16 protein-coding genes are annotated in these 16870 nt (G+C 66.9%); 14 read left to right on the forward strand and 2 right to left on the reverse strand.

Annotated features, from left to right (window positions below; translation table 11 throughout):
• Positions 1–29 precede the first annotated feature (29 nt).
• Positions 30–1325, forward strand: coding sequence for an SAM-dependent methyltransferase (locus H512_RS24640; RefSeq protein WP_053240004.1), 1296 nt, complete (start codon positions 30–32; stop codon positions 1323–1325).
• A gap of 68 nt (positions 1326–1393) precedes the next feature.
• On the opposite strand, the gene H512_RS0117355 is transcribed toward H512_RS24640, so the two are convergent.
• Positions 1394–2197 (reverse strand): TrmH family RNA methyltransferase, encoded by an 804-nt coding sequence (locus H512_RS0117355; RefSeq protein ID WP_026784527.1) that lies wholly within the window; start codon positions 2195–2197, stop codon positions 1394–1396.
• 83 nt (positions 2198–2280) lie between these two features.
• On the opposite strand from H512_RS0117355, the gene H512_RS0117360 reads away from it, so the two are divergent.
• The 4 genes from H512_RS0117360 (at position 2281) to rpsI (ending at position 4851) form a co-directional block, all read left to right on the forward strand.
• Positions 2281–2634, forward strand: coding sequence for a DUF423 domain-containing protein (locus H512_RS0117360; RefSeq protein WP_026784528.1), 354 nt, complete (start codon positions 2281–2283; stop codon positions 2632–2634).
• Between the two features lie 94 nt (positions 2635–2728).
• Positions 2729–3676 carry an ACP S-malonyltransferase gene (gene fabD, locus H512_RS0117365; protein ID WP_026784529.1) on the forward strand — a complete coding sequence of 316 codons (948 nt, stop codon included), beginning with the start codon at positions 2729–2731 and terminating at the stop codon, positions 3674–3676.
• Between the two features lie 233 nt (positions 3677–3909).
• Positions 3910–4371, forward strand: a complete 462-nt coding sequence (gene rplM, locus H512_RS0117370; RefSeq protein ID WP_026784530.1) for a 50S ribosomal protein L13 — start codon at positions 3910–3912, stop codon at positions 4369–4371.
• Between the two features lie 3 nt (positions 4372–4374).
• Positions 4375–4851 (forward strand): 30S ribosomal protein S9, encoded by a 477-nt coding sequence (gene rpsI, locus H512_RS0117375; RefSeq protein WP_026784531.1) that lies wholly within the window; start codon positions 4375–4377, stop codon positions 4849–4851.
• A 65-nt stretch (positions 4852–4916) separates the two neighbouring features.
• Here the strand turns inward: rpsI and H512_RS0117380 are convergent, their stop codons facing one another.
• Positions 4917–5840, reverse strand: a complete 924-nt coding sequence (locus tag H512_RS0117380) for a pirin family protein (protein ID WP_026784532.1) — start codon at positions 5838–5840, stop codon at positions 4917–4919.
• 681 nt (positions 5841–6521) lie between these two features.
• Between H512_RS0117380 and proS the strand changes: the two genes are divergently transcribed.
• The 9 genes from proS (at position 6522) to glgA (ending at position 16868) form a co-directional block, all read left to right on the forward strand.
• A complete protein-coding gene (gene proS / locus H512_RS0117385; protein ID WP_026784533.1) occupies positions 6522–7844 on the forward strand; it encodes a proline--tRNA ligase in 1323 nt (440 codons plus the stop codon).
• 187 nt (positions 7845–8031) lie between these two features.
• A complete protein-coding gene (locus tag H512_RS0117390; RefSeq protein ID WP_026784534.1) occupies positions 8032–9300 on the forward strand; it encodes a lipoprotein-releasing ABC transporter permease subunit in 1269 nt (422 codons plus the stop codon).
• Positions 9300–10013, forward strand: a complete 714-nt coding sequence (locus H512_RS0117395; protein WP_053240005.1) for an ABC transporter ATP-binding protein — start codon at positions 9300–9302, stop codon at positions 10011–10013. The genes H512_RS0117390 and H512_RS0117395 overlap by 1 nt, the downstream gene beginning before the upstream one ends.
• A 28-nt stretch (positions 10014–10041) precedes the next feature.
• Positions 10042–10905: a D-amino-acid transaminase gene (locus H512_RS0117400; protein ID WP_026784536.1), complete on the forward strand. Its 864-nt coding sequence runs from the start codon at positions 10042–10044 to the stop codon at positions 10903–10905.
• Between the two features lie 276 nt (positions 10906–11181).
• Positions 11182–11424, forward strand: a complete 243-nt coding sequence (hfq, locus tag H512_RS0117405) for an RNA chaperone Hfq (protein ID WP_026784537.1) — start codon at positions 11182–11184, stop codon at positions 11422–11424.
• 108 nt (positions 11425–11532) lie between these two features.
• Positions 11533–12930, forward strand: coding sequence for a GTPase HflX (gene hflX / locus H512_RS24645; protein ID WP_053240006.1), 1398 nt, complete (start codon positions 11533–11535; stop codon positions 12928–12930).
• Between the two features lie 94 nt (positions 12931–13024).
• Positions 13025–13726, forward strand: coding sequence for a L,D-transpeptidase (locus tag H512_RS0117415; RefSeq protein WP_026784538.1), 702 nt, complete (start codon positions 13025–13027; stop codon positions 13724–13726).
• 254 nt (positions 13727–13980) lie between these two features.
• Complete coding sequence (gene glgC, locus H512_RS0117420; protein ID WP_026784539.1) at positions 13981–15249, forward strand: glucose-1-phosphate adenylyltransferase; 1269 nt, start codon at positions 13981–13983, stop codon at positions 15247–15249.
• A gap of 167 nt (positions 15250–15416) precedes the next feature.
• Positions 15417–16868, forward strand: a complete 1452-nt coding sequence (gene glgA / locus H512_RS0117425; RefSeq protein ID WP_026784540.1) for a glycogen synthase GlgA — start codon at positions 15417–15419, stop codon at positions 16866–16868.
• Positions 16869–16870 lie beyond the last annotated feature (2 nt).

A 16870-nucleotide genomic window follows, 5' to 3' on the forward strand; every position in this document is an offset into this window, starting at 1 on the left:
GCCGCGATAGCGATGGTGGGGGACCTGCCATGGTCTGGGCGGAAAATATTCTCCGCGGCTTGCTGAACAAGCTGGTGACACGCGGTTCACTTGAGGTTGAGCTTTACAACGGCACGCGCTGGGTATTCGGCGACGGCAGCGGCCAGCGCGTCGTGGTTCGCATCGCCGACAAGGCGACGGCCGGCGAACTGATCCGCGACCCGGAAGTGCGATTCGGCGAACTTTATATGGACGGCCGGCTCGACGTCGTCGAGGGCACGCTCTACGACCTCCTCAAGCTGCTGCTCCAGCACGGCACGGCCATGCGCAGCTTCACCGGCCGCAAGCTGCTGCTCGCCGCCCGCAAGGTCCGGCATGTTCTGTTCGGCCGCAACACGCTGGGCCGGTCGCGCCGCAACGTCGTCCACCACTACGATCTCGACGCCGCCTTCTACGATCTGTTCCTCGATGCCGACCGCCAGTATTCCTGTGCCTATTTCGCCTCGCCGGAGCTGACGCTCGAGGAGGCACAGCGTGCCAAGTGCCGGCACCTTGCCGCCAAGCTGCTGGTCGAGCCGGGCATGAGCGTGCTCGACATCGGCAGCGGCTGGGGCGGGCTCGGCCTCTATCTCGCCGAGGTGGGCGGGGCCGGCCAGGTCAAGGGCGTGACGCTCTCCGACGAACAGCTGGCCATTGCCCGCAAGCGCGCTGCCGACAAGGGCTACGAGCACGTGAAGTTCGAGCTGGAGGACTACCGCAACACCCGCGGCACCTTCGACCGCATCATCTCCGTCGGCATGTTCGAGCACGTCGGGCCGCAGAATTACGATACCTTCTTCCGCAAGACGGCCGACCTTCTCGCCGAGAACGGCGTGTTCATGCTGCACACCATCGGCCACACCTCGACGCCCGGCCTCACCAACGGCTGGATCACCAAGTACATCTTCCCCGGCGGCCACCTGCCGGCCCTGTCGGAAGTGGTGACCGCCGTCGAGAAGTCTGGCCTGATGATGGCCGACGTCGAGGTGCTGCGCCATCACTACGCCGACACGCTGCGCGAATGGCGCGCCCGCTTCATGGCCCAGCGCGACAAGGCGCTTGCCCTCTACGACGAGCGCTTCTGCCGCATGTGGGAATGCTATCTCGCCATGTGCGAGGCCGCCTTCCGCTTCCTCGACGTGGTGGTCTACCAGTTCCAGCTTACCCACCGGAACGACGTGGTGCCGATTACCCGCGACTACATCCCCGAGCGGGAGGCCCAGTTGCTCGCCCGAGAAAAGGCACTCGGCGAGCCGACCCCGGCCCGCTCCTGGCGCGACCGTGCCGCGGTGATCTCCGGCGGCTGAGGGGAGGGCGCCGATCTTTCCGTTGGAACAGCCATGCCCCTCTCCCCACCGGGAGAGGGGTAATCATATCAGGATCTTGCCGTCGTCCGCCGCGTCAGTTCGTAGAGCGCGATGCCGCAGGTGGTGGCCACGTTGAGGCTGTCGAAGCCGCCGGCCATGTCGATGCGCACCGTTTCGGCCGCCGCCATCTCGGCATCCGGCAGGCCCGGGCCCTCCGTGCCCAAGAGCAGCGCTACGGGACGGTCGACGGCCACCTCGCCGAGCCGCTTTTCGCCGCGCGGCGACAGGGCCAGCACCCGGTAGCCCGAGGCGGCGAGGCTTGCCGCGACGCTGGCGTCGGCCGCAAGTCGCGTGAACGGCACCCGCAGCGCGCCGCCCACCGACACCCGGATCGCTTTGCGATAGAGCGGATCGCACGAGGTGGCATCGAGCACGACCGCCCCGGCGCCGAAGGCGGCGGCGTTGCGGAAGATGCCGCCCATGTTGTCGTGATTAGCGATGCCGACCAGCCCGACCACCACGGCCGGCCGCGCGGCGAGCAGGTCGGCGAGGGCGGGCAAGGCCCCACGTCGGCCGAGGCCGATCATGCCGCGATGGATCGGAAAGCCGACGATGGCGTCCATCACGGGCTGGTCGGCGACGAAGATCGGCAGGTCGTCGCGCGGCGACAGCGCCAGCACCGCCTCCACTCGGTTGCCGGCGATCATCAACGCCTCCGGTCGGAAGCGCGAGCCCGCCGACAGGAAGACGGCGAGCACGCTCTCGCCCTCGGCGATGAAAGCGTCGCCGTGCGCCTGCCTGAGGTCGCGGTCGCGGACGTTCATGAACGGGGCGAGGCGTGGATCGGCCGGATCGGTGACCGGAATGAGCATGGCGGCGCTTTCGGCTTATCGACGGATGGATTATTACCGACACCGTTAGTAGCTGAACGGCATGGATGCCAGAGGATGATGTCATGTCCGCCCATCGACTGATCGGATTATCGGCGGGACTTGCCGGCGCGGCCGGGGTGGCGACGCTGGCCGTCGGCGCCCACGCCGTCACCGGCGCCAATCTCGACGTGGCGGGCAATGTCCTGCTGTTCCACGCCGCGGCGCTGCTGGCGCTTGCCAATGCCGAGGGACGTCGGCTGCGCGGCCTTTCGGCGCTGCTCATCGTCGCCGGCTGCCTGTTGTTCTCCGGCGAACTGGTGTTCAAGGCCGCGACGGCACGCAGCCTGTTTCCCATGGCGGCGCCGTCGGGCGGCGTGTCGCTGATCCTCGGCTGGCTCGCCATCGCCGTCGGGTCGCTGCTGCCGCGCCGGCCATGACGTCGGCTTTTCCCCGGAATCCGGCGGCCCGGCCTTGACTTTGCCGCGGCCGGATGGTCGTGTCCGGCCGAAAACCATTGAGGAAAGCCAACAGATGACCAATGCCTTCGTGTTTCCCGGCCAGGGCAGTCAGGCCATCGGCATGGGCAAGGCCCTCGCCGACCAGTATCCGGCCGCCAGGGCGGTGTTCGAGGAGGTGGACGACGCGCTCGGCGAGAAGCTGTCCGACATCGTCTTCAACGGTCCCGAGGACCAGTTGACGCTGACCGCCAACACCCAGCCGGCGCTGATGGCCGTCAGCCTCGCCGCGCTGCGCGCCCTCGAAGCCGAAGGCATCACCATCAAGCAGCATGCCGCTTACGTCGCCGGCCACTCGCTCGGCGAATACTCGGCGCTGGCCGCCGCCGGCGCGCTGACGGTGACCGACGCCGCCCGCCTGCTCAGGACGCGCGGCAACGCCATGCAGAAGGCGGTGCCGGTGGGCGAGGGCGCCATGGCCGCCCTGCTCGGGCTTGATTTCGAGACGGCGGTGGCCGTCGCCAGGGAGGCCGCCCAGGGCGATGTCTGCGAGGCCGCCAACGACAACGCCCCCGGACAGGTGGTGGTGTCGGGCAGCAAGCTCGCCGTCATCCGCGCCGTCGACATCGCCAAGGCCAAGGGCGCCAAGCGCGCCATGCTGCTCAACGTCTCGGCGCCCTTCCACTGCCAGCTGATGAAGCCGGCCGCCGAGGCGATGGCCGAGGCGCTGGCCGCGGCGACCATCGCCGCGCCGATCGTGCCGATCTTCGCCAACGTCACAGCCGCGCCGACCGACGATCCCGAGGCCATCCGCCAGCAGTTGGTGGCGCAGGTGACCGGCACCGTCCGCTGGCGCGAGAGCGTGTCGGCCATGGCCGGCGCCGGCGTCGACAAGTTCGTCGAGGTGGGCGCCGGCAAGGTGCTGTCCGGCCTGATCCGCCGCATCGCGCCGGCCGAAGGGGTGATCGACTACGGCAAGCCCTCCGACATCGCCGACGTCAAGGCGCTGCTCGGTCTCGCCTGAGGCGAGATTTATGCGGTATCATGATACCGCATGGTCTAACGCATTGATTCATATACGAAGGATGCCGTCCGTGTCGCTTGACAAACGGGCGGCATTTCCATAATGGAGACGCGACGGCGGCGCCTGGCGACGGGAGCCGCCCTTTCGCATCGGCAGCGATGCGATGGTGAGACGAACCGGCCGTGTGCTCCCGATCTTGAGGGCGGCGGCCCAACCGGAAGACGGTAACGCCCATGACGACCTATTCGGCGAAGCCGGCGGACATCGAGAAGAAGTGGGTCTTGATCGACGCCGAAGGCCTCGTGGTCGGCCGCCTCGCGACTGTGATCGCGATGCGCCTCCGCGGCAAGCACAAGGCCACCTACACCCCGCACATGGACGACGGCGACAACGTCATCGTCATCAACGCGGACAAGGTGGTGCTGACCGGCCGCAAGTACACCGACAAGACCTACTACTGGCACACCGGCTACATCGGCGGCATCAAGGAGCGCAAGGCGCGCCAGATCCTCGAAGGCCGCTTCCCGGAGCGCGTGCTCGAGAAGGCCGTCGAGCGCATGATCCCCGAGGGTCCGCTCGGCCGTCGCCAGCTTTCCAACCTCCGCGTCTACGCCGGTGCCGAGCATCCCCATGCCGCCCAGCAGCCGGAAGTCCTCGACGTCAAGTCGATGAACAAGATGAACACGAGGCCTTGATCCATGGCTGAGCTTTCCTCCCTCGCCGAACTCGGCACTGCCGACGTCGCTCCGGTGGCCGAGGCCCCGGTCCACGTCCAGAAGCTCGACAAGTTCGGCCGCGCCTATGCCACCGGCAAGCGCAAGAACGCCATCGCGCGCGTCTGGGTCAAGCCGGGCTCCGGCAAGATCACGGTCAACGGCAAGGAGTTCACGGTCTACTTCGGTCGTCCGGTGCTCCAGATGATCGTCCAGCAGCCGATCTACGCCGCCGCCCGCGACGGCCAGTTCGACATCATCGCCACCGTGTCCGGCGGCGGTCTGTCCGGCCAGGCCGGCGCGCTGCGTCACGGCATCTCCAAGGCGCTGACCTACTACGAGCCGGGCCTGCGCGGCGTGCTCAAGAAGCTCGGCTTCCTGACCCGCGACAGCCGCGTCGTCGAGCGCAAGAAGTACGGCAAGCGCAAGGCTCGCCGCAGCTTCCAGTTCTCGAAGCGCTGATCCGGCTCTCGGATCGGAATATGGAAAGGGCGGTGCCGATGGCGCCGCCCTTCTCGTTTGGGGGATTACTCCTTCACCCGCAGCCCCGGCGGATCGGGCGGCAGCGGGATGAACTCCGTCTCGCCAGCGATCTCCGGGAAGCGGCGGGCGCGCCAGTCGGCCTTGGCCGCCTCGATGCGTTCCCGCGAGGAGGAGACGAAGTTCCAGTAGATGTGCCGCTTCTCCGGGAAGGGTTCGCCGCCGATCAGCACCAGGCGCGTCGGCTCGGTGGCCGTCAGGATCACCTCGGCGCCGGGTCGGAAGATGACGAGCTGGTTGGGCGGGAACACGCCGTCCTGCCCCTCGATCGAAACGCCGCCGCTGATCACGTAGGCGCCGCGCTCGATATGGTCGGGCGGCACCTTGAAGCGCGTGCCGGCATCGAGATGGACGTCGGCATACATCAGGTCGGAATAGACCGGCACCGGCGAGCGCAGGCCGAAGCCGTCGCCGGCCACCAGCGTCAGCCGCAGGCCGGTGTCGCTGAGGGCGGGCAGGGCGTCCTTGTCGTGATGGCTGAAGCGCGGCGGGATTTCCTCGCTGGTTTTCGGCAGCGCCACCCAGATCTGCGTGCCGAACAGCCGGCCGCCGGCCGCGTGCACCTCGGTCGGAAAGCGCTCGGAGTGGACAATGCCGTTGCCGGCCGTCATCCAGTTGACCTCGCCGGCCTTGATCGTCTCCTTGTGGCCGGCGCTGTCGCGATGCACCATTTCGCCGTCGAACAGATAGGTGAGCGTCGAGAGGCCGATATGCGGGTGCGGCCGCACGTCCTCCGCCTCGCCGGCGCCGAACATCACCGGCCCCATCTGGTCGAAGAAGATGAACGGCCCGACCATGCGCCGCTGCGCCGACGGCAGCGCCCGGCGAACCTTGAAGCCGCCGAGATCGCGGACGTTCGGCAGCAGGATCTGCTCGATGCGGTCGGTTCCGCCCTTGCCGGGAATGCTCATGGCTTGTCCTTTCCTGTTTCATAGGGAAAGATACGTGGACAATGGCCTGAACGGTAGTAGCGCTTTATTGAACGGTGTTTTCAAGGTGACGACAACCGCGCCCGCCGGCAGCAACGACAGGTCTTCCGGCAAGACTAAAAATAAAAAAGCAGGGCCGAAGCCCTGCCTTTAGTTCCGCGTGTCAGCCCATAAAGCCTACAGATCGAAAGACCTCCCAGTCCATCCGCCGGCGGCAGCGATTTCCGCGCCTATATGGGTTTTCCCTCCCAAGACTCAGACCGCGATAACTGGAAAGCACTCTGTTTTGCCTGTTTCAACGGCTTCATTTACTGAAGCATTTCGTCGTTTGGCTGTGCCGTCCTTGTTTATGGCGGGTACCATACACTGGGTTTTTCGGTTTGTCATCCGTTTGTGCAGGCGTTGCATGCGTTCGCGGCAGACCGAAACACGTCGCCCGCGATTGCAGACGCACTCCGGAAATATCGCCATATCAATAACTTGTCGGAAATCTCTGGATCGGTTCCGGACTGGTCTGCTATCCGTGGTTTATATCATAGACTAAAGTCATAGCGGACGGGGGACGCGGCATTGCTTTCGTCCGGTCGGTGACCGATCGGTCTTGTTTTTTCGGGGTCGATGCGCTTTGAGTAGCGCGCTCACCCCAATGCGCGAGAGGATTCCATGCGTCTCAGCCGGTATTTCCTGCCCATTCTCAAAGAGGCACCCAAGGAGGCCGAGATCGTCTCGCACCGCCTGATGCTGCGCGCCGGCATGATGCGCCAGCAGAACGCCGGCATCTATTCCTGGCTGCCGCTCGGCCTCAAGGTGCTGAAGAAGATCGAGGAGATCGTCCGCGAGGAGCAGAACCGCTCCGGCGCCGTCGAGATCCTGATGCCGTCGATCCAGCCGGCCGATCTCTGGCGCGAGAGCGGCCGCTACGACGCCTACGGCAAGGAGATGCTGCGCATCGTCGACCGGCACGAGCGCGAGATGCTCTACGGCCCGACGGCCGAGGAGGTGGTCACCGACATCTTCCGCACCTATGTGCGCTCCTACCGCGACCTGCCGCTCAACCTCTACAATATCCAGTGGAAGTTCCGCGATGAGGTGCGTCCGCGCTTCGGCGTGATGCGCGGCCGCGAGTTCCTGATGAAGGACGCCTATTCCTTCGACGTCGACCAGGCCGGCGCGCTGCGCGCCTATCACAAGATGTTCGTCGCCTATCTCAGGACCTACAAGCGGCTCGGCCTCACCGCCATCCCGATGCGCGCCGACACCGGTCCCATCGGCGGCAAGCTCAGCCACGAGTTCATCATCCTCGCCTCGACCGGCGAGAGCGCCGTGTTCTGCGACAAGGACCTGCTCGATCTGCCGGTGCCCGGCGACGACGTCGACTTCGACGCCGATCTCTCGCCGGTCGTCGATGCCTTCACCAGCCGCTACGCCGCCACCGACGAGATGCACGACGAAGCCGCCTTCGCGGCGCTGCCCGAGGAGCGGCGCGTTTCGGCCCGCGGCATCGAGGTTGGCCACATCTTCTCCTTCGGCACCAAATATTCCGAGCCGATGGGCGCCAGGGTGGCTATGGCCGACGGCAGCGAGCAGCCGGTGATCATGGGTTCCTACGGCATCGGCGTGTCGCGGCTGATCGGTGCCATCATCGAGGCGAGCCACGACGACGCCGGCATCATCTGGCCGGAGAGCGTCGCGCCGTTCGGCGCCGGCATCGTCAGCCTGCGTTCCGATGACGCGGCCGTGACGGCGGCCTGCGAGAGCGCCTACGAGCAGCTCGCCAACGCCGGCAAGGACCCGCTCTACGACGACACCGCCGCCCGGCCGGGCGCCAAGTTCGCCTCCATGGACCTGATCGGCCTGCCATGGCAGATCATTGTCGGTCCGAAGGGCCTTGCCGACGGCGTCGTCGAACTGAAGCGGCGCGCCACCGGCGAGAAGGCGCTGGTGTCGCTGGAATCGGCGGTCGCCCGCGTCACAGAAAAGGCCTGATTGTCGCGGAAGAGGGGCGGCAAGCTGCCGCTCCTCCGACAGCGCTCCTCGATTCCGTCTGGATAACGCCGACGGGACGCCATGCCGTCGGAAGGAATTTGCTAGTCTCGCGCGGTGGCCGCGAGTCGACGGGCGACTCTGGCGGCCGCGGCGTTCCGGCGTTCGGCCGGCATTTGGAGGTCTTTGGATGAGCGAGGCGAAAGCGGGGCGTCCCTTCGCCCCCTTCGAGTGGAAACTGGCCGGCCGCTATCTGAGGTCCCGTCGCAAGGAAGCCTTCATCTCGGTGATCGCCGGCTTTTCCTTCGTCGGCATCATGCTGGGCGTCGCCACGCTGATCATCGTCATGGCGGTGATGAACGGTTTCCGCGGCCAGTTGATGGAGAAGATCCTCGGCATCAACGGCCACGCCGTCATCCAGCCGATCGACAGCCCGCTCACCGACTACGCCTCGGTGGCCGACCGCATCGCCGGCATCGACGGCGTCCGGCTGGCCATGCCGTTCGTCGAGGGCCAGGTGCTGGCCTCCGGCCCGTCCGGCGCATTCGGCGTGCTGGTGCGCGGCGTGCGCAGCGCCGATCTCCAGAAGCTGCCGCTCGTCTACGACACGGTGCAGGTCGGCACCTTCGACAAGTTCGACGACGGCATCGGCGTCGCCATCGGCCAGCGCCTTGCCGAGAGTCTCGGCGTGACGGTCGGCGACAAGATCACCCTGGTCAGCCCCAAGGGCAACGTCACGGCGCTTGGCACCACGCCGCGCGTAAAAGCCTATCCGGTGGCCGCCATCTTCAAGATCGGCATGAGCGAATACGACGGCACCTTCGTGTTCATGCCGATCGCCGAGGCGCAGAAATACTTCATGATGGAGGACAAGGTCACGGCCATCGACGTGTTCGTCGACCGGCCCGACGACATCGGCACCCTCAAGGAGAAGATGACCATCGACGCCGGCCGTCCGGTGCTGATCACCGACTGGCGGCAGCGCAACGTCACCTTCTTCTCGGCGCTGGAGGTCGAGCGCAACGTCATGTTCATGATCCTGACGCTGATCGTGCTGGTGGCGGCGCTCAACATCGTCTCCGGCATGACCATGCTGGTCAAGGACAAGAGCCACGACATCGCCATCCTCAGGACCATGGGCGCCAGCCGCGGCTCCATCCTGCGCGTGTTCCTGATCACCGGTTCGGCGATCGGCTTCGCCGGCACGGTGGCCGGCTTCGGGCTCGGCCTGCTGGTCTGCCTCAACATCGAGAAGATCCGCCAGTTCGTCTCCTGGCTGACCTCGACCGAGCTGTTCTCGCCCGAACTCTACTATCTCAGCCAGCTGCCGGCCGACATGCAGATGCACGAGACGATCAGCGTGCTGATCATGGCGCTGGTGCTGTCGTTCGCCGCCACCATCTACCCCGCCTGGAAGGCGGCCCGTCTCGATCCCGTCGACGCGCTGAGGTACGAGTGATGCCGGCCATCGAAACCCTGATCACCGGCGTGGAAGATCCGGTCCTGAAGCTGGTCGGCATCGAGAAGTCCTACAAGGAGGGCACCGGTACGCTGCCGATCCTCCGTGGCTGCGATTTCAACCTGTTCGCCGGCGAACTGACGGCGCTGGTCGCCCCGTCGGGTGCCGGCAAGTCGACGCTCTTGCACATCACCGGCCTTCTGGAGAAGCCGGACGCCGGCGACATCGTCATCGGCGGCAATGCCTGCGGCAAGCTCGACGACGCCACCCGCACCCGCCTGCGCCGCACCGAGATCGGCTTCGTCTACCAGTTTCATCATCTGCTGCCGGAGTTCACCGCGCTTGAGAACCTGATGATGCCGCAGATGATCGCCGGCCTCGACAAGAAGGAAGCGGCCAAGCGCGGCCACGATCTCCTCGCCTACATGCGGCTCGACAAGCGGGCCACGCACCTGCCGTCGCAGCTGTCCGGCGGCGAGCGGCAGCGCGTCGCCATCGCCCGCGCCGTCGCCAACGCGCCCAAGGTGCTGCTCGCCGACGAACCGACCGGCAACCTCGACCCCAAGACCTCGCATTACGTGTTCGACGCGCTGGCGGCGCTGGTCAGGGCCACCGGCCTTGCCGCCATCATCGCCACCCACAACATGGCGCTGGCCGAGCGCATGGATCGGCGCATCACCCTCGACGAGGGGCGCATCGTCGAACTCGAGTAGCGCCCAGAGCCTTTCCGGAGAAGCTTCCATGACCTCGCGCATTACCTACGTCAACGGGCGTTATGTTCCCTCGCGCGAGGCCGTCGTCAGCGTCGAGGATCGCGGCAACCAGTTCGCCGACGCCGTCTACGAGGCCTGCCAGATCAAGGACGGCGCCATCATCGACCTCAGCCGCCACCTCGACCGGCTCGACCGCTCGCTGTCCGAGCTGCGCATTGCAGCGCCGATGAGCCGGGCGGCCATGACCCACGTGCTGCGCCAGGTGGCGCGCCGCAATCGCGTCGCGAACGGCTACGTCTACTGGCAGATTTCGCGCGGCGCCGCGCCGCGCGACCATGCCTTCCCCGAGAATGCCGCGCCGACCTTCACGGCGACCGCCAAGTCGATCGATGTCGCCGCCGTGGCGGCCCGCTACGAGAAGGGCGTGCCGGTGATCACCATTCCCGACAATCGCTGGGAGCGCGTCGACATCAAGACGGTCGGCCTGTTGCCCAACGCGCTCGCCAAGCAGGCGGCGCGCGAGGCGGGCGCCTTCGAGGCGGTGTTCGTCGACGCCGACGGCCATGTGACGGAGGGATCGTCCGCCAACGTCTGGATCGTCGACGGGGAAGGGCGGCTCGTCACGCGGCCGGCCGATCGCGGCATCCTGCGCGGCATCACCCGTTCCGTGCTGATCGAGGTGGCCGCCGCCGAGGGCGTGCCGGTCGTCGAGCGGCGCTTCACGGTGGCCGAGATGAAGGCGGCGCGCGAGGTGTTCCTCACTTCGGCCGGCGCGACGCTCTGCCCGGTGATCAGCGTCGACGGCGAGACGGTGGCCAACGGCGTGCCGGGCAGCATCGCCGCCCGCCTCAGGCGGCGCTTCCACGACATCGCCGAGAAGACGCCGATCTAGGGAATGGTCCCGAGCCGCCGGCTGGCCGGCGATCGAGGTTGGACGGAAAGCGGCGATCGACGAACGCAAGCCGATTTGACGGCTTGCATCGCCGTAGGCAAAATTGTCACATGCTTTGTCAAACACGGATAGGACGAACGTACCGACCGTGACACGCGCGCGAAATGGACTGGTAATTGCCGGCGCGCCCGGCGTAACCATAAGCTGGCGACGCGCGGGTGTCGCTCAGGGCGTTTGCCCCTTAACAAAAAAACGAAGTCGAAAAGGCCGGATAAAATGGCGGACAGAGCCCAGAACCTTCAGGACACTTTTCTCAATCATGTCCGTAAGAACAAGATATCACTCACGATTTTTCTGATCAACGGCGTCAAGCTGCAAGGCGTCGTCACCTGGTTCGATAACTTCTGCGTCCTCCTCAGGCGCGACGGGCACTCCCAGCTCGTCTACAAGCACGCCATCTCGACCATCATGCCGGCGCAGCCGCTGGCCCTTTTCGAGGGGAGCGAGGAACCGAACTGAGTCCGGCTGGTTCCGTAGATGTCCGTCGGCGGCGGTTCGTGCCGCCGGCCGGCGGGCCATCCGGAACGTGCATTTCGGCCGCGCCGGACGCGGCCCGCGGGAGGTTAAGTGACCGAACAGGACCTTGAAGAGGGCGGCCGTCCTCGCAAGAAGGGTGTCGATCGCGTCGAGGAACCGGCGAGCGCCTTGGTTGTCGTCCCCGACCTGCGCCAGCGGGCGCCGCGCGACGAGGCGTCCCTCGCCGCCCAACGCGATCTCGAGGCGCGTGTCGAAGAGGCTTTTGGTCTCGCGCAAGCCATCGAACTCGACATCCGCGCCACCATTCCCGTGCCGGTCAACCAGCCGAGGCCGGCGACGCTGTTCGGAACCGGCAAGGTGGAAGAGATCGCCGGGATGGTGAAGGCCGACGAGATCGACCTGGTCATCGTCGATCATGCGCTGACGCCGATCCAGCAGCGCAATCTCGAAAAGGCCTGGAAGGCCAAGGTCATCGACCGTACCGGCCTGATCCTCGAAATCTTCGGCGAGCGTGCCCGCACCCGCGAGGGCCGGCTGCAGGTCGAGCTTGCCCATCTCAAGTACCAGAAGTCGCGCCTCGTCCGCTCCTGGACCCACCTTGAGCGCCAGCGCGGCGGCTTCGGCTTCCTCGGCGGCCCCGGCGAAACCCAGATCGAGGCCGACCGCCGGCAGCTCCAGGAAAAGATCACCCGCATCGAGGCCGATCTCGAACAGGTCAAGCGCACGCGCGACCTGCACCGGCGGCAGCGGCGCAAGGTGCCGCATCCGGTGGTGGCGCTGGTCGGCTACACCAACGCCGGCAAATCGACGCTGTTCAACCGGCTGACCGAAGCCGACGTCTTCGCCAAGGACCTGCTGTTCGCGACGCTCGACCCGACGCTGCGCCGCATCAAGCTGCCGCACGGCACCGACGCCATCCTGTCGGATACGGTGGGGTTCATCTCCAACCTGCCGACCCATCTCGTCGCCGCCTTCCGGGCGACGCTGGAAGAGGTGATCGAGGCGTCGATCATCCTCCACGTGCGCGACATCTCGCACAAGGACACCGAGGCGCAGGCCGCCGACGTCGCCGAGGTGCTGAAGCAGCTCGGCCTCGACCCCGAGGACCGCGACCGCATCATTGAGGTCTGGAACAAGATCGACCTCGTTGAGGAACCGCGTCGCGACATGCTGCTCGCCCAGGCCGCCAGCGACTCGCCCGGCGGGCAGGAGCGTCACGTGGTCTCCGCCGTCACCGGCGAAGGGTTGCCCGAACTGCTCGCCGCCATCGAGGCGCGCCTCCTCGGCAGCCGGCCGGTGCACGAGCTGACGCTCGATCCCACCGATGGAGCCGGGCTCGCCTGGCTCTACGCCCATGGCGAGGTGCTGGAGCGGCGAGAGGGTGAGGACGGCCGGCTGCATCTGGCGGTACGCGTCGCCGACAAGTCGCTGACCACCTTCCACCGGCGCTTCGGTGATGGCATCCGGCAGGCTGTTAAGGAAAACTGACGGATGAGCGACAAGTTTTGCAACCCGAATGGCGAATCGCGGGTTCATCGGGTTGACTGAACCGCCATCGGAGACTCAGCAGAAAGTGGAGATCATGAATCGACCGTCCAGGCGCGCGTTTCTCGCCGCAACGCTCCCCCTTGCGCTTGCCGCTTGCGTCACCAGCCCCGGCACGCCCGCGATGCCGCCGATCATCGATCCGTCGAAGCCGAAGCATTATCCCCGGCCGTCCGCCGACTACGTGATGATGTACGGCGAGATACACGACGGCGGCTTCATCGTGCCGGCCGTCGATCTCACCCGCGTCAACCCGTCCTTCCTGCGCCGGGAGGTCTTCTACGACACCCTGGAGCCGGCCGGCACCATCGTCGTCGACACGCCGGCCCGCTATCTCTACCTGGTGCTGGGCGACGGCCGGGCCATCCGCTACGGCATCGGCGTCGGCCGCGAGGGCTTCGCCTGGGACGGCGCCGCCGTCATCCGCCGCAAGGCCGCGTGGCCGTCCTGGCATCCGCCGGTGGAGATGCAGGCGCGCGATGCCAAGGCGCGGAAATGGGCCGGCGGCATGCCCGGCGGGCCGGACAATCCGCTCGGCGCCCGCGCCTTGTATCTCTACCAGGGCAACGTGGACACGCTCTACCGAATCCACGGCACCTCGGAGCCGTGGACGATCGGCAGCAACGTCTCCTCCGGCTGCATCCGCATGATCAACCAGGACGCCATCGACCTGTTCAATCGCGTGCCGGTCGGTACCGTCGTCGAGGTGCTGGGCGTGGCGGTGCCCCCCGTCGTCTGATCCCGGCGCGCCCCGCTTCGGCGGGGCGCTGCGGCGCTTTTCGTCAAGAGTTTGAATTCCTTCGAGAGCCGAAATAGGGGGAAGACAAATTAACCCTGCCGCGCCATAGTGCCCTCGCGTCTAGGCCATGTAAGGCGGTCGGGGGCCGGGAGATGAAGCGCCCGCCGTCCGCCTCTGGTTCCGTTCCGGGCCGGTAAAACCGGCCATGCCATCGACGGAACCGGGCCGACGGAGGACAAGCCGGGAGGACACGCATGATAGACAATTCTCACACGAATCGACGGTTGGCGCGCGAGGCGATGGCTTTCGTGCTGGCCGGTGGCCGGGGTAGTCGCCTGAAGGAGCTGACCGACCGGCGGGCCAAGCCGGCGGTCTATTTCGGCGGCAAGAGCCGCATCATCGATTTCGCGCTGTCCAACGCGCTCAACTCGGGCATCCGCCGCATTTCCGTGGCCACCCAGTACAAGGCGCACAGCCTGATCCGCCATCTGCAATACGGCTGGAACTTCTTCCGCCAGGAGCGCAACGAGAGCTTCGACATCCTGCCCGCCTCGCAGCGCGTTGCCGAGGACAAGTGGTACGTCGGCACGGCCGACGCGGTGACGCAGAACATCGACATCATCGAGGCGCACCACATCGAGTACATCATCATCCTGGCCGGCGACCATATCTACAAGCAGGACTACGAGATCATGCTCGACCAGCATGTCTCGTCCGGCGCCGACGTGACGGTGGGCTGCATCGAGGTGCCGCGCATGGAAGCCACCGGCTTCGGCGTGATGGCGATCGACGAAAACGCCCGCATCATCGATTTCGTCGAGAAGCCGGCCGATCCGCCGGCCATGCCCGGCCGTCCCGACCTGGCGCTGGCCTCGATGGGCATCTACGTCTTCCGTACCAATTTCCTGATCGACATCCTGCGCCAGGACCAGGACGACCCCAACTCCAGCCACGACTTCGGCAAGGACATCATCCCGGCCATCGTCAGGGGCGGCAAGGCGATCGCCCACAAGTTCTCCGACAGCTGCGTCCGCTCGTCGTCGGAGGCCGAGCCCTACTGGCGCGACGTCGGTACCATCGACGCCTTCTGGGAAGCCAACATCGACCTCACCGACTTCATCCCAGCGCTCGACCTCTACGACCAGAAGTGGCCGATCTGGACCTATACGGAGCTGACGCCGCCGGCCAAGTTCGTCCACGACGAGGACGGCCGGCGCGGCTCGGCCACCAGTTCGCTGGTATCGGGCGGCTGCATCATCTCCGGCGGTCGCGTCGACAAGTCGCTGCTGTTCACCGGCGTGCACGCCCACTCCTACTCGGAGGTCGAGCACTGTGTGGTGCTGCCCTACGTCAATGTCCACCGCGGCGCCCGCCTGACCAAATGCGTTGTCGACAAGGGCGTGATCATCCCGCCCGGCCTGGTGGTCGGCGAGGATCCGGAACTCGACGCCACGCGCTTCCGTCGCAGCGAGGGCGGCGTCTGCCTGATCACCCAGGACATGATCGACCGCCTGCAGATCTGACGGCGGTATCGAAACGACCCTCCGGGGCGCGTCGACCGCGCGCCCCGACCCGGTCCGGGAGACCCGCGCCGCTGCCGGCAGTCCGCCGAAGGCGGCGCCTCCATGTGAAGGACCGGGCCTGAAGCCGCTCCGCCCCCCGCGGATCAAACACCTGCCGGAGTGATCAAGTGCGCGTCCTTTTCGTTGCCTCCGAATGCTACCCGCTGATCAAGACGGGCGGCCTCGCCGACGTGGCGGGCGCGCTGCCGCTGGCGCTCGCCGGCCTCGACTGCGACGTCCGCGTGCTGATGCCGGCCTATCCGAGCGTGCTCGGCCATCTCGCCGACACCGAGGAGGTGGCCGCCTATCCGGACCTGTTCGGCGGCCCGGCCCGGCTGCTGGCCGGCCGCACCACCGACGGCCTCAAGGTGCTGGCGCTCGACGCCGCTCATCTCTACGACCGGCCGGGCAACCCCTATCTCGGGCCGGATGGCAACGACTGGTGGGACAACGTTCGCCGCTTCGCCGCCCTGTCGGCGATCGGCGCCGCCGTCGGCCGCTTCGGCGTCAGTGACTGGAAGCCGGACGTCGTGCACGGACACGACTGGCAGGCCGGCCTCGTCGCGCCCTATCTGGTGGCCGGCCCGGCCGAGGGGCGGCCGAAGACGGTGTTCACCATCCACAACGTCGCCTTCCAGGGCATCTGCGGCCGCGCCGATTTCGACACCTTCGGCCTGCCGCCGAGCTTCTACACGCCGGCCGGCCTCGAATATTACGGCTACTGCTCGTTCCTGAAGGCCGGTCTGGTGTTCTCCGACCGGCTGACCACGGTCAGCCCTACCTATGCGCGCGAGCTGCGAACGACGGAATTCGGCTTCGGCATGGAGGGCGTGCTCAACGAGCGCGCCGACGTGCTGAGCGGCATTGTCAACGGTATCGACACGGCGGTCTGGGATCCGTCGACCGATCCGCTGATCCCCGCCCAGTACGGCCCGCGCAAGATGGCCGGCAAGGCGGCCTGCAAGACCGAGCTTCAGAACCGCATGGGCCTCAGGGTGGACCCGGACGCGCCGCTGATGATCGTGGTCAGCCGCCTCACCGGCCAGAAGGGCCTCGACATGCTGTTGCCCAACATCGGCGACATCGTGCGGCGCGGCGGCCAGGTGGCCATCCTCGGCGCCGGCGAGCACGGCATGGAGCGCGCCTTCGTCGAAGCCGCCGCCGCCCATCCGGGCGCCGTCGCCGTGCACATCGGCTATAGCGAACCGCTCAGCCACGCCATGCAGGCCGGCGCCGACGCCATCCTGGTGCCCTCGCGCTTCGAGCCCTGCGGCCTGACGCAGCTCTACGCCCTGCGCTACGGCACCATTCCGGTGGTGGCGCGCACCGGCGGCCTCGCCGACACGGTGGTCGACGCCAACGACGCGGCGATCCGGGCGGGCATCGCCACCGGCATCCAGTTCGCGCCGGTCACCGCCGGCGGCCTCGGCTTCGCGCTGGAACGCCTGTTCGAGCTTTACCGCAACAAGAAGGTCTGGCGGGCGTTGCAGGCGCGGGCGATGGCCCATCCGGTCGGCTGGGAGGATTCGGCGCCCGACTACGTCTCGCTCTACCGAGACCTGATGGCCGAGGGCGTCTGAAA

Origin of the sequence: Pleomorphomonas koreensis DSM 23070 (genome assembly GCF_000425185.1) — a bacterium.
Classification (GTDB): domain Bacteria; phylum Pseudomonadota; class Alphaproteobacteria; order Rhizobiales; family Pleomorphomonadaceae; genus Pleomorphomonas; species Pleomorphomonas koreensis.